This is a genomic window from Stenotrophomonas sp. PS02289 (genome assembly GCF_029960115.1).
Classification (GTDB): domain Bacteria; phylum Pseudomonadota; class Gammaproteobacteria; order Xanthomonadales; family Xanthomonadaceae; genus Stenotrophomonas.
This window is the reverse complement of sequence record NZ_JASCOZ010000132.1, coordinates 1-12,072: the sequence shown is the minus strand read 5'-3', so window position 1 is coordinate 12,072 and position 12,072 is coordinate 1. Positions and strand designations below refer to the sequence as shown.

Annotated in this window: 13 protein-coding genes and 1 tRNA gene; 8 read left to right on the top strand and 6 right to left on the bottom strand. The window is 65.4% G+C overall.

The window, feature by feature from the left end; all coding sequences use genetic code 11:
* Positions 1–307 (bottom strand): hypothetical protein (locus QMX83_RS16160; RefSeq protein WP_282297662.1); only part of this gene is annotated, 307 nt, incomplete at its 3' end.
* 117 nt (positions 308–424) lie between these two features.
* A complete protein-coding gene (locus QMX83_RS16155) occupies positions 425–817 on the bottom strand; it encodes a HigA family addiction module antitoxin (protein ID WP_282297661.1) in 393 nt (130 codons plus the stop codon).
* A 1,408-nt stretch (positions 818–2,225) separates the two neighbouring features.
* On the opposite strand from QMX83_RS16155, the gene QMX83_RS16150 reads away from it, so the two are divergent.
* A complete protein-coding gene (locus tag QMX83_RS16150; RefSeq protein WP_282297660.1) occupies positions 2,226–2,465 on the top strand; it encodes a hypothetical protein in 240 nt (79 codons plus the stop codon).
* A 6-nt stretch (positions 2,466–2,471) separates the two neighbouring features.
* Here the strand turns inward: QMX83_RS16150 and QMX83_RS16145 are convergent, their stop codons facing one another.
* Both QMX83_RS16145 and QMX83_RS16140 read right to left on the bottom strand, forming a co-directional pair.
* Positions 2,472–3,563, bottom strand: coding sequence for a 4Fe-4S dicluster domain-containing protein (locus QMX83_RS16145; protein ID WP_282297659.1), 1,092 nt, complete (start codon positions 3,561–3,563; stop codon positions 2,472–2,474).
* 2 nt (positions 3,564–3,565) lie between these two features.
* Complete coding sequence (locus tag QMX83_RS16140; RefSeq protein WP_282297658.1) at positions 3,566–3,862, bottom strand: hypothetical protein; 297 nt, start codon at positions 3,860–3,862, stop codon at positions 3,566–3,568.
* Positions 3,863–3,964: 102 nt separating this feature from the next.
* Between QMX83_RS16140 and QMX83_RS16135 the strand changes: the two genes are divergently transcribed.
* On the top strand, positions 3,965–4,462 hold the full coding sequence (locus QMX83_RS16135) for a group III truncated hemoglobin (protein ID WP_282297657.1): 498 nt from the start codon (positions 3,965–3,967) through the stop codon (positions 4,460–4,462).
* A 60-nt stretch (positions 4,463–4,522) separates the two neighbouring features.
* On the top strand, positions 4,523–5,932 hold the full coding sequence (gene hemN / locus QMX83_RS16130; RefSeq protein WP_282297656.1) for an oxygen-independent coproporphyrinogen III oxidase: 1,410 nt from the start codon (positions 4,523–4,525) through the stop codon (positions 5,930–5,932).
* Between the two features lie 12 nt (positions 5,933–5,944).
* Here the strand turns inward: hemN and QMX83_RS16125 are convergent, their stop codons facing one another.
* Positions 5,945–6,241: a hypothetical protein gene (locus QMX83_RS16125; protein WP_282297655.1), complete on the bottom strand. Its 297-nt coding sequence runs from the start codon at positions 6,239–6,241 to the stop codon at positions 5,945–5,947.
* Between the two features lie 145 nt (positions 6,242–6,386).
* Positions 6,387–6,473 (bottom strand) — tRNA-Leu (locus tag QMX83_RS16120).
* A gap of 108 nt (positions 6,474–6,581) precedes the next feature.
* On the opposite strand from QMX83_RS16120, the gene QMX83_RS16115 reads away from it, so the two are divergent.
* From QMX83_RS16115 to QMX83_RS16095, 5 genes are all read left to right on the top strand, one after another.
* The gene (locus QMX83_RS16115) at positions 6,582–7,274 is read left to right on the top strand and encodes a glutathione S-transferase family protein (RefSeq protein WP_282297654.1); all 693 of its coding nucleotides are present in this window, start codon (positions 6,582–6,584) and stop codon (positions 7,272–7,274) included.
* 34 nt (positions 7,275–7,308) lie between these two features.
* Positions 7,309–8,322: a TraB/GumN family protein gene (locus QMX83_RS16110; protein ID WP_282297653.1), complete on the top strand. Its 1,014-nt coding sequence runs from the start codon at positions 7,309–7,311 to the stop codon at positions 8,320–8,322.
* An 84-nt stretch (positions 8,323–8,406) separates the two neighbouring features.
* Positions 8,407–8,862 (top strand): BLUF domain-containing protein, encoded by a 456-nt coding sequence (locus tag QMX83_RS16105; protein WP_282297652.1) that lies wholly within the window; start codon positions 8,407–8,409, stop codon positions 8,860–8,862.
* 208 nt (positions 8,863–9,070) lie between these two features.
* Positions 9,071–10,354 carry a nucleotide sugar dehydrogenase gene (locus QMX83_RS16100; protein WP_282297651.1) on the top strand — a complete coding sequence of 428 codons (1,284 nt, stop codon included), beginning with the start codon at positions 9,071–9,073 and terminating at the stop codon, positions 10,352–10,354.
* A gap of 47 nt (positions 10,355–10,401) precedes the next feature.
* Positions 10,402–12,024 (top strand): FMN-binding glutamate synthase family protein, encoded by a 1,623-nt coding sequence (locus tag QMX83_RS16095; protein ID WP_282297650.1) that lies wholly within the window; start codon positions 10,402–10,404, stop codon positions 12,022–12,024.
* The last annotated feature ends 48 nt before the right edge of the window (positions 12,025–12,072 follow it).

The following is a 12,072-nucleotide window of genomic DNA, read 5'->3' as shown; positions in this document are numbered from 1 at the left end:
ACAGCACAAACCGATGCCGATGCTGCGTTGCGAACAACTCAATCAGCGCATAGATGTCCCTGAGGCATTCCTGCATCGTGGCCGCTCTGAAGTGGAAGGTCATCGACACCCCCACTTTCCAGTCCACGTGCACATCTTGGGCACGCACCGGCACGGCAAGGTTGTGCACCTTCAACCCGAAAGCACACTTTGAACCGGGCAGCAGCCCGCCACGAATGAACGGGTTGCGATCAATGGTCGCCTCCAGACTGACCAACGTCTGCGCAACATCCTCCAGCCGCACGCCCGACTCGATTTCCAGCACCATCACCAAGCTCATACCTGCCCCCCTGTTGCCTGCGCAACAGCCCGCCCTCCCGGCCGGGCTGCGCTCGAATGGAAAACCTGGGCCGCATCGTAAGCATGCCGACCCATCCTCATTGGCCTACCAGCGCACGCGCGGGCGGATCAGGTCGACGTCCTCGCCCCACGCGCAGTACGCCATCTCCATGTCGTGCTTCGACTGCAGGTCCTGCCAGTACGTCGGCGGGTCGCCGAAGTAGCGACCCAGCCGCATCGACAGCTCCGCGCTGATGCCACTGCGACCGGCAATGATCGACTCCAGCCGCCCGCGCTTGACCCGGATGGAATCGGCCAGACGACGAATGGAAATGCCGCTGGGGCGTAGATAGTCGTCCATCAACACCCGCCCGGGATGGACATCCGCTGGGGGATGAAACAGTAGCCGGGGCGCGACTGCTCCGTTTTCAGGTGCGCCCTGGGGACGCTCGGGGTTTGTAGAGTCAACAACACCTGCACAGCAACATTGCTCGCACATGGGATCCTCCCAATACTGGGTAATGAGTAAGTTCAACGAAGTGGCAACGCAGCGCGCAGCAACGGCGCGACGGGATGCCGATCAGATGGCCGGGGCAGCGCCCGGCGTTATCAGTCTTGGATGCGCACGCGAAGGGGCAGCGCTAATCGGCTGCAAGCGCGCGGAAGACATAAGCGAAGGCCTCGAGTGGGCAGCTCGAAGCGATGAGTAAAGGCCCAGAACACGTACATCACGGACTCCCGGGAAAGGCCTTTCCCCCTATGGGAAAGGCGTCGGGAGGTTAGAAAACCGTAATCAGCGAAACGGAGCAGGCTTATTCCCCCCGTAATGGGGGTGTTATATTCGCCGCCCTCCCGACTTGGGACGTCCAAGCATCGCTGATTACGGAGTTTTCTAATCTCCGAGGCCCACATTGCCGGAAGTGCAAAGGGATGAGAAGAGGCTGTTTTCATGCATACGGCGCGATTTCGATGGGCTCCATCCATCGTTGACGCGTATGGCACGAAAAACGGCTTTTTGGCGCGGATTTCGCGCCAGAATGGACAGAGCGTGACGACAGTCTGGCGTGGCGTCGGTGCCGCTATTTCTCACGGGCACATTTTCCGCGTGTCGTTCGTGGCTCATTGCGCGCGTTGACAGCCGTCGCGCTTGCGTCGTGGCTGTCGTAGAGCCGGGCTCAGCCCGGCTGACGGAATCCGTGCGCGTCGAGAAGCCGGGCAGAGCCCGGCTCTACGAATTCCTGCCGTTGAGATGCGCGAACTTCCCGTCATCCATCAAGCAGCGTCGCGATGGCGGTCATGGGCAGCCATTATCGCGTGACAGTTTTGACCCTGCCTGCGGCAGCTTGGCGTTCATGACCTGCGCTGAAGACAGGGAGCAGTACCCATGGAGCGTGCTCTCGGCGACGCCTTTGAACCCGGCTCCATGCCATGCCCCGAGGCTGCCCGCCTTGAGGGACTGCAAGAGACTTCGTTGCCGCAATCGAAATCAGCGTGGCTTGGGCGTCCATCGAACGGAACTACTGTTACTTCCAGTGTCATGCTGTCGAGTCTCCAGATGCTGCTTCAGAGAGACAGCGAGACGTTCAGAGTTCGGCTTGGGGTTGTCGAGGGCGTCAACAAAGCGCTTCATGCCCTCCTGGCCCAGGCGAATGATCGAATGCTCTTCATCTCCGTTTGGCCAGTGGTGCCAAAATGGCAACTTCGACCCCGAAACGTCCACCGCTGGACAATTTTTCACATACATGAATGCTTCATCCCGAGCGCCATCAATTTGGCGCTTGCAATTGACTTGTCGCGAAGAGCGTGCAAAGTTCAGGTGAACCGCGAGTGAAGCGTGTCGTGTGGTCCACACGGCGCGTTGACAGGGGCAACTCGTCACCGAAGCAGGACAAGTTCAGGGAGGTCGTATGCACTACGGCACTAATGACTTGGCTGACGGCGTGCGCTCCGAGCTGGAGGCCAGCTACAGCAAGCATGGCTGCGGCCCGGAGTTCTGGACCACCTACCAACAGGTGCTGGAGCGCCTGGTGCCCCAGGGCAGGAGCCGCACGCAGGTCACCAATGAGCTGGCGTTGATCATTGAGCAACTGGGGATTGTGCGTCGCGCACAGATGGTGCCGTCGCGGAGTTCGCGCAGCGAGCGCTGACTGGCGTTACAGGTGGTGCAGGCCGATGCCCAGCAGCACCAGCAGGGTGACCAGCGCGGCCAGCGTGCGTGGGCGCAACCAGCGCCTTGGCTGTTGCTGCATGGCGTTGTCACTGGCCACCTTGATCAGACCCAGCGGGAAACCCTGCGTCCGCATCTGCGCATCGCAGGCATCCACGCAGGCTCCGCAGGCAATGCAGTCCGGCAGTGGGGCGTTGCGCACGTCCAGCTGCATCGGGCACACCTCCACGCACGCCTGGCAGTCCACACAGTCGCCCAGCCGGTCGTCGGCGAAGCGCGGCATCGGTCCGGCCAAGGCCGGGTGTGCGGCGCGGAACGCGTAGTCGCTGGCACTCACCGGATCGAGCAGCCCGCGCCCACGCGCGTCGACGCCACCCTGGCCGGCGGCGCGTGGACCGCGTGGCTCGGCGCGGCGGGCGTCATAGCAGATCTGTGGGGTGTCGGCGTCACTGAGCAGCGGCGCGAGACGTGCGTACGGACACAGGTCAATGCACACCTGCTCGCGCAGGAAACCGGCATTGCCCCACGTCGCCAGCGCATAGAACAGCACCCAGAAGATCTCCCAGCCACTCCACTTCAGGGGCCACAGGCCGGTTACCAGCTGGTCAATCGGGCTGAAGAAGCCGACAAACGTGATCCCGGTCCACAGGGCCACGCCTGCCCAGGCGGCGTGCTTGACCGTGGCGGCGAGGCGGGGCGTACGCAGGTGACGGCTGCAGCCGCGCTCGATCCTGCGGAACAGTCCGCTCCACAAGGTCTGCGGGCAGGCGTAACCGCACCACACACGTCCGCCCAGGTTGGTCAGCAGCACCAGCGACGTGGCCATCACCGCGATCAGGCCGAGCAACACGCCCAGGTCCTGCGGCCACAGGGTCAGCCCGAACAGGTCGAAACGACGACCCGGCAGGTCGAACAGCAGGGCCTGGCGGCCGTTCCAGCGCAGCCAGGGCAGCAGGTAGAAGCCTGCCAGCAGGGCGGCCGGCAGGAGGGCGCGCCAGCGCAGCCGCGGCCGCGAGGCCGGCGGCGGGGCGGGGGGCGGTGTGGCATCAATGAGGTGAAGGTGCAGGCGACGCGGCATGCTCAACCCAGCGGCACGTCGTCGTCGTCACGGCGCAAGGGCCGCAACAGGTACCAAGTCACCGCGCTGGCGGCGGCGGTCACCGCCCAGAACATGAAAAAGCCCAGGGTGTAGCCCATTTCCCGGCTGACCGCGTGCTGTGGGAAAGTGATATCGCGCAGCCGCAGCGGGTCAACGAAGGCGAAGAACACCATGCTGGCCAGGCCTGCGGCCACGAAGCTGGGCCACAGGATCGCGCCCCATTGCCGGATCAACAGCCGGCGGCGACTCATCGGGGGCGTGTCGGAGGTGTCGTTCATTGCCGCAGACTAGGACCTGCGACAGCTCGCCACATTGATCCTGATCAAGGCGGGGCGCATCATCCGCGCGACGTTGTGCCGCATCTGCTGCCGAGGCCCCCCATGCTGGACCCTTCTCCCCATCCGCTGCCCCTTCCGTCGCTGGCTTTGTGCAGCGAGGAAGAAGTGACCCGGCTGGTCCACGACTTCTATGCACGGGTCCGCCAGGAGCCCCGGCTGGGACCGATCTTCAATGAACGCGTGCACGACTGGGACGCGCACCTGGCGCAGCTGGTGGACTTCTGGTCGGCGATGCTGCGCGGCACCCGGCGCTTCAGTGGCGCCCCGATGCCCAAGCACATGGCGATGGACCACCTGGACCGCGATCTATTCGACCGCTGGCTGGTGCAGTTCCGCCTGACCACTGCCGAAAGTGGCAACGTGCCGATGCAGCAGCTGGCCGACGACATCGCCCGCCGTATCGGCGACACCTTCTGGCGGCGTTACCAGATGCTGCGTTGGCCGCAGATTCCGGTGGCCGGGCGGCCGCAGCTGCGCGACGGCTGTGGGCACGTGGCCGGTGCGGGCTGTGGCGGGGCAGGGGCGGCCAACGAGGACTGACCGGGCCGCCGATTGATCTGGCTCAATGCGCGCGCCGGCGGGTGCGCGCAGGCTGTGCCCATGGACACTTTCTCGCCCGCCGCCGCCGGCCTTGCCTGGCAGTTCGATCCGGAACTGCTGCGTCGTCACGACCGTCCCGGTCCGCGCTACACCTCATACCCCACCGCGCCCCATTTCCACGATGGCTTCGGCGAGCACCAGCTGCGCGCCGCCATTGCCAGCAGCAATGTGAGTGCGCGCGCGCTCTCGCTGTACGTGCATGTGCCGTACTGCAGCAGCCCGTGCTTCTACTGCGGCTGCAACCGGGTGATCACTCGTGACCGCAGCAAGGGCGTGGCCTATGTGGCGCGCGTGCTGAGTGAGGCGGACCAGATCGCACCGCTGTTCGATCCCAGCCGCGAAGTGATCCAGCTGCACCTGGGCGGCGGCACGCCGAACTTCCTCGCGGCCGAGCAGATGCGCGAACTCATCGACGGGCTGCGCCAGCGCTTCTCGTTCAGTGAAGCGGCCAGCCGTGACTTCTCGATTGAGCTGGACCCACGTCACGTGACCCGCGACGACATCGCGGGCTTGGCGGCGCTGGGCTTCAACCGCGCCAGCCTGGGTATCCAGGACTTCGATCCCACCGTGCAGCGCGCGATCAATCGCGAGCAGGGCGTGGAGCCTACGCTGGAGGTGCTGCGCGCCTGCCGTGAATTCGGACTGCGTTCGGTCAACGTCGACCTTATCTATGGCCTGCCGCACCAGACCCTGGAGGGTTTTGCGCAGACTCTGGAAACCGTGCTGCGCGAGCGGCCGGACCGGCTGGCCATCTACGGGTACGCGCATCTGCCGAACCTGTTCAAGGCACAGCGGCAGATTCCCGATGCCGCGCTGCCGAGCCCGGAACAGAAGCTGGCCCTGCTGGGGCTGGCGGTGCGCCGCCTGTCGCTGGCCGGCTACCAGTACATCGGCATGGACCACTTCGCGCTACCCGAAGAAGACCTGTCGCGGGCACAGCGCGCCGGTCAGCTGCACCGCAACTTCATGGGCTATACCACGCATGCGCAGACCGACCTGGTCGGGCTGGGGGCCAGTGCGATCAGCCGCATCGGCGACAGCTACAGCCAGAACCCGCGCGATCTGCCGGGTTGGGAGGACGCGGTGGATGCGGGTCGCCTGCCGGTGTGGCGTGGGCTGACCCTGGATGCCGACGATGCGCTGCGCGCGGAGTTGATCGGCCAGCTGATGTGCCAGGGCGAGGTGGACGGGCATGCGCTGGCGGCGCGTCACGGGGTGGACTTCGAGAGCTACTTCAGCGATGCGCTGATCGCACTCCAGTCGCTGCAGCATGATGGGCTGGCCGAATATGCTGACGGCGTGGTGCGTGCTACCGAACAGGGCAGGCCGCTGCTGCGTCTGCTGGCGATGTGCTTCGACCGTTACCTCGGCAAAGTGGAGTCACCCGCGCGCTACTCGCGGGCGATCTGATGCGCTGTTGGCTCAGCTGCTCGCCTTGAGCAGGGCAACGGCGACGGTCAACAGCGACACGATGATGCCGGTGCCGAGGATGATGGGGGCCCAACGGTGCTCACGGAGCAGCTTGGCCGCTTCAATGTTCGCGCGTTGGGCTTCGGCCTGCGCCTTGAGCATTTCTACCTGGATCTTTTGAGCTTCTGCCTGGATGGTGCGTATCTCTTCGGCGGTTTTGTCGGTCTCCGCCTGGGTCCTATGGAACTCTTCGCGGGTCTTCAGGACCTCTTCCATTGTCCTGAAGTATTCCGCCCTCAGCTTGTCCATTTCCGCTTCGTGCCTTGAGACCATGTGAACCTCGGTTGTGGAATCGGCGCAGTTTAAGCGCAGGGTTCAACCGGGTTTTGCGGCTCATCGCACGGTGTGCGGCGGTAGCTCGAATGCAATGAAAAACGTTGCAACGTACGAGAAGTGGTGCCCGGAGCCGGAATCGAACCGGCATGACCTTGCGGTCGGCGGATTTTAAGTCCGATGCGTCTACCAGTTTCGCCATCCGGGCCGGTCTGACGGGGGGAATTGTAGCGGAAACCTGACCCTGCGCCGGGTAGAAGTTCCCGATCGACTTTCCCGCTAGCATGTCGCCATCAACCCAAACGGCGCAGAGGCCATGCTCAAGCTGCACATCGGCAACAAAAACTACTCGTCGTGGTCGATGCGCCCGTGGGTGCTGATGACCCAGGCCGAGATTCCTTTCGAGGAAGTCCTGCTGCGCTTCGACAGTTTCGAGCCGGATTCGCAGTTCAAGCAGGCCGCCGAGGCGCTGTCGCCGTCCGGTACGGTGCCGGTGCTCGTGGATGGCCCCCAGGTGGTCTGGGACACCCTGGCCATTGCGGAGACCTTGGCCGAGCGCTTTCCGGAATGTCGCTTATGGCCGCAAGATGCGACCGAGCGAGCACTTGCGCGCAGTGTGACCGCCATGATGCATGCCGGTTTTGGCGCATTGCGACAGCACTTCCCGATGAATATCGAAGCGCACCTGCCCGAGGTCGGCGCACGGGTGCTGCGCGAGCAGCCCGCCGTGGTGGCTGACCTGGAGCGGCTGCTGGCCTTGTGGGAGCGGCTGCTGGCGCGACACCAGGGGCCGCTGCTGTTCGACCACTTCACCATTGCCGACGCCTTCTATGCGCCGGTGGTGATGCGTCTGGGGACCTACGCCGTGCCGGTGGGTCCACGCGTGGAGCAGTATATGGATGCCGTGCGCGCACTGCCGGGCGTCAGCAGGTGGATCGCCGGGGCACTGGCCGAACATGACTTCCGGCCCTTCGAGGAGCCGTATCGCAGCGAGCAGGATCAGGCCTGAGCGCGCCGGCATCACCCACGACAGGAGGCAGGGCATGAGCAGAAGGATGGCAGGGTGGATGGTGGCGGCATGGGTCTGGAGCGCGGCCGGGGCGGCTTCGGCGCAGCGGCCGGCAGCGCCGCCGGTGGGCGAGGTGGTCGACCTGGCCCCGGTGGTCGTTTCCGGGGTGCAGCCGGGTCCAGGCCTGTGGCAGGTCACCGCGCCCAACGGGCACACGCTGTGGATCCTGGGCACGGTCACGCCCTTGCCGAAGAAAATTGATTGGCGCGCGGACGAGGTCAAGGCGGTGATCGCCAGCGCCGATGCCGTGCTCTCCAGTCCGGGCTGGACGGTGGATGCCGACGTCGGCTTCTTTGGCCGGCTGACCCTGATCCGTCCGGCGATGAAGGCTGCGCATGATCCCGAAGGGCGTCGGCTGGAACAGATCCTGCCGCCGGACGTCTACGCGCGCTGGCTGCGCCTGAAACAGCCGTACCTGGGTCGTGATCGTGGCGTCGAAAAGGACCGGCCGCTGGTGGCGGCCACCCGCCTGTACGCGGCGGCGCTGGACAAGGTCGGGCTCGAGCAGCGTTCGCCGGTGACCAAGGTGCTGGAGAAGGCCTACAAGGCGCGCGGTCTCAAGCCGGTGGAAACCCGGGTGGTGATCAAGGTGGGCGATCCGCGCAGGGCGCTGAAGGAAATGCAGGCCAATGCGCTGGATGACGTGCAGTGCCTGGAGCGCACCATGGACCGGGTGGAACACGGGTTGCCGCAGCTGGTGGAGCGGGCCAATGCCTGGTCGGTGGGCGACGTTGAGGCCCTGCAGCGGCTTTCGACAACCGGCCCGTACGACGCTTGCGTGGGCGCGATCACGCGCAGCGCATTTGGACAGCGGCGCGGACTCGGTGACCTGGATGCGCGTGCGGCGCAGACCTGGATGACCGCCGCCCGGAAAAGCCTGACCGAGCATAAGGTGGTATTTGCGACAGTGCCGGTCTATCTGCTGGTCTCGCCCGATGGCTACCTGGAACGATTGAAGCAGGCGGGCTACAGCGTGCAGGTCCCCTGAGTCTTGCAGCGCAGCACGCACGGTGCTTTTCTGGCCTGCTGACTTCATGGCATAGTCGATTCCACTTCACGGGGGAGTACGCGCATGTCTCTGCGGGCGGTCGCCTATGTCAGCGAAGCAGTCGAAGGAATCGGCGGTGCGGACATCGATCGCATACTCGCCGACGCCGCCGCGCACAACCGCATGGCCGGCGTGACCAGCGTGCTGATGTTCGACGGGGTGCGCTTCCTGCAGTACCTGGAAGGCCCTGATGACGGCATGCGCTCGGTCTATCCGCGCGTGCTCAATGCCCGCAGCCATCACCAGTTGCGTGAGCTGGCCCAGGGCGAGGTGCCGACCCGCCAGTTTCCACGCTGGACCATGGCCTCCGCGCGGATCGAAGCGCAGGTGCTGAGCGACATCGCCGAGACGCCGTGGGACGGGTTCACCGCCGCGGCACCGGTCACCGGCGAACGCCGGATCGGGTTTGCCCGTCTGCTGGAACTGTGGACCGGCGTCTCCGGCGAACTGGAACCGGCTGCGCTGAGTCTGGGCTCGTAACATGAATCTCACGTCAGTGGGCGTAGTCTGCACCTACCAGCTGTGACCGGTTCCGGGGCCAACCCCGGAGTTGTCTGAAAGGGTAGTAACCGCAGCTGGACCACTTTCGTTGGCCGTCGTCCGTACTCTCCGCGGGCGGCGGCTTTGTTCTTTGTGGTGGTATGCCGGTCGCGCTAGGCTATTCACACCTTTGGATCTGTAGCTGCGCATGACCCCCAATCGTCCTTCGCCTCACCCCCGCATCGGCGTCATCGGGCTGGGCTATGTGGGGCTGCCGCTGACGGTGGCCTTTGGCCAGCATCTGCCCACGCTCGGTTACGACATCGATGCCGCGCGCGTGCTGGAACTGCAGCAGGGCCGTGATCACACGCTGGAGGTGGAGCCGCATGAGCTGGCCGCCGCCGTGCATGCGCGCTACAGCGCTGATCCCGCTGCGTTGGCCGACTGCACGGTCTACATCGTAACCGTGCCCACGCCGATCGATGCCCATGAGCAACCCGACCTGGGGCCGCTGCGCAGCGCCAGCGCGCTGATCGCCAGCGTGCTCAAGCCGGGTGATCTGGTCATCTACGAATCGACGGTCTATCCCGGTACCACCGAGGAAGTGTGCGTGCCGCTGCTGGAAGCGGGCTCGGGCCTGCGCTTCAACCACGACTTCCACTGCGGTTACAGCCCCGAGCGCGTCAACCCCGGTGACCGCCAGCGGCGTCTGGCGGACATCCGCAAGATCACCTCCGGTTCCACGCCCGAGGTCGCCGCCGTGGTCGACGCGTTGTATGCGCGCATCATCACCGCCGGCACCTGGCCGGCCCCCTCGATGCGTGTGGCCGAAGCGGCCAAGGTGATCGAGAACATCCAGCGTGACGTCAACATCGCGCTGGTCAATGAGCTCGCCTTGATCTTCGACCGGCTCGGCATCGATACCCAGGACGTGCTTGACGCGGCCGGCAGCAAGTGGAACTTCCTGCCGTTCCGTCCCGGTCTGGTCGGCGGGCACTGCATCGGCGTGGACCCGTATTACCTGCTGCACAAATCCGAGAGCGTGGGGTATCACCCCGACCTGATCCACACCGCGCGCCAGGTCAACAACCGGGTCGGCGCGCACGTGGCCGAACGCGTGCTGTCACTGCTGGACGCGCGTGGCACGCCGCGTTCGCAGGCGCGCGTGCTGGTGCTGGGGGTGACCTTCAAGGAGAACTGCCCGGACCTGCGCAACAGCCGCGCGCTGGAACTGGCCCAGGCATTGCAGGCAGCCGGTCCCCAGGTGCAGGTGCAGGATCCCTGGGTCGGGCCGGCGGCCTTGGCGGACAGTGGCGTGCACCTGGTCGAGGCCCCCGAGCCGCACGCCTTCGATGCGGTGGTACTGGCGGTCGCGCACGACCACTTTCGACACATGGACCCTGCGGCAATCCGTGCGCTGCTGCGCCCGGACGGCGTGGTCTATGACGTGAAGTCGGTCTGGCCTCGCGAGGTGGTTGACGACCGGCTGTAGACCCGGACAGCGGTAGACTGGGGCGCATGTGTTGAATGAGGAACGCCATGCACCGGTACCTGGTCTACCTGCTCGCCATCCTGTTGTTCCCGGTCTGCCTGTGGCTGGCCACGATCTGGCCCGCCTGGTACTGGGGCGTGGGCATTTCAGCCGCGCTGTTCATTCTGGGCAGCTGGGATCTGCTGCAGAAGCGCAGCACCTTGCGGCGCAACTACCCGGTCATGGCGCACTTCCGGTATGGGCTGGAGTCGATCGGGCCGGAGATCCGGCAGTATTTCGTGCAGAGCGACCTGGAGGACGTCCCGTTCTCACGCCAGCAGCGCGCGCTGATCTACCAGCGCTCCAAGAACCAGATGGATGTGGTGCCGTTCGGCACGCTGCGCAGCACGTACGCGGTGGACTACGAGTGGATCAACCATTCGCTGGCCCCCACCGAAGTGGCAGGTCACGACTTCCGGGTGTTGATCGGACCCAACTGTGAGAAGCCGTATTCGGCCAGCGTCTTCAACATCTCTGCGATGAGCTTTGGCTCGCTGTCGGCCAATGCGATCCGCGCGCTCAATGAAGGCGCGCGTCGGGGCGGCTTCTATCACGACACCGGCGAAGGTTCGATCTCGCCCTACCACCGTGAGAACGGCGGCGATCTGGTCTGGGAGATCGGCTCGGGTTACTTCGGGTGCCGCGACGAACACGGGGGCTTCAGCGAAGAGCGCTTCGTCGCCAATGCCACGCACGACCAGGTCAAGATGATCGAGATCAAGCTCTCGCAGGGCGCGAAGCCCGGTCACGGCGGGGTGCTGCCGGCGGCCAAGGTCAGCGCGGAGATTTCGGCGACCCGCGGCGTGCCGATGGGGATTGATTGTGTGTCGCCGTCAAAGCATTCGGCGTTCAGCACACCGGTGGAACTGCTGCAGTTCGTGCAGCGGCTGCGGACCTTGTCCGGCGGCAAGCCGGTGGGATTCAAGCTGGCCATCGGCCATCCCTGGGAATGGTTCGGCATCGCCAAGGCGATGCAGGAGACCGGGCTGCTGCCGGACTTCATCGTGGTGGATGGGGCCGAGGGGGGCACGGGCGCGGCACCGGCCGAGTTCATCGACCACGTGGGCGTGCCGATGCACGAAGCGCTTCTGCTGGTGCACAACACCCTGGTGGGTCTGGACCTGCGCGACCGCATCAAGATCGGCGCGGCCGGCAAGGTCACCAGCGCATTCGAGATCGCCCGCACCATCGCGCTGGGCGCGGACTGGTGCAATGCCGGGCGCGGTTTCATGTTCGCGCTCGGCTGCATCCAGTCGTTGAGCTGCCACAGCGACAAATGCCCGACCGGCATTGCGACCCAGGATCCCAGCCGCTGGCGGCACCTGGATGCGACCGATAAAGCCAACCGCGTGCACAGCTACCACGAGAACACCCTGCGCGCGCTGCGCGACCTGCTGTGCGCAGCGGGGCTGCAGCATCCCGCCGAGCTCGGACCGGAGCACATCCTGCGTCGTGTCTCGCCGGTGGAGATCCGCTCGCTGGCCTCGCTGTACCGCTATCTCACTCCTGGCGAGCTGCTGCGTCGGGTGCCCGACCACGCGGTGTTCCATGACTTCTGGGGCGACGCCAGAAGCGATTCCTTCCAGCCGCCCGCGCGCATCCAGGCCTTGCGTGCAAGCAAATCGCGATAGCGATTTGCGGTAGCGCCGGCCGTTGGCCGGCCCAGGCGGTCCGTGGGC

Excerpts from the sequence above, each read along its gene's own strand:
- QMX83_RS16105 (WP_282297652.1), top strand. The coding sequence starts at position 8,407 with ATGTCTCTGCGGGCGGTCGCCTATGTCAGCGAAGCAGTCGAAGGAATC.
- QMX83_RS16115 (WP_282297654.1), top strand. The coding sequence starts at position 6,582 with ATGCTCAAGCTGCACATCGGCAACAAAAACTACTCGTCGTGGTCGATG.
- QMX83_RS16150 (WP_282297660.1), top strand. The coding sequence starts at position 2,226 with ATGCACTACGGCACTAATGACTTGGCTGACGGCGTGCGCTCCGAGCTG.
- hemN (WP_282297656.1), top strand. The coding sequence starts at position 4,523 with ATGGACACTTTCTCGCCCGCCGCCGCCGGCCTTGCCTGGCAGTTCGAT.
- QMX83_RS16135 (WP_282297657.1), top strand. The coding sequence starts at position 3,965 with ATGCTGGACCCTTCTCCCCATCCGCTGCCCCTTCCGTCGCTGGCTTTG.
- QMX83_RS16140 (WP_282297658.1), bottom strand. The coding sequence starts at position 3,862 with ATGAACGACACCTCCGACACGCCCCCGATGAGTCGCCGCCGGCTGTTG.
- QMX83_RS16155 (WP_282297661.1), bottom strand. The coding sequence starts at position 817 with ATGTGCGAGCAATGTTGCTGTGCAGGTGTTGTTGACTCTACAAACCCC.
- QMX83_RS16110 (WP_282297653.1), top strand. The coding sequence starts at position 7,309 with ATGAGCAGAAGGATGGCAGGGTGGATGGTGGCGGCATGGGTCTGGAGC.
- QMX83_RS16125 (WP_282297655.1), bottom strand. The coding sequence starts at position 6,241 with ATGGACAAGCTGAGGGCGGAATACTTCAGGACAATGGAAGAGGTCCTG.
- QMX83_RS16095 (WP_282297650.1), top strand. The coding sequence starts at position 10,402 with ATGCACCGGTACCTGGTCTACCTGCTCGCCATCCTGTTGTTCCCGGTC.
- QMX83_RS16100 (WP_282297651.1), top strand. The coding sequence starts at position 9,071 with ATGACCCCCAATCGTCCTTCGCCTCACCCCCGCATCGGCGTCATCGGG.
- QMX83_RS16145 (WP_282297659.1), bottom strand. The coding sequence starts at position 3,563 with ATGCCGCGTCGCCTGCACCTTCACCTCATTGATGCCACACCGCCCCCC.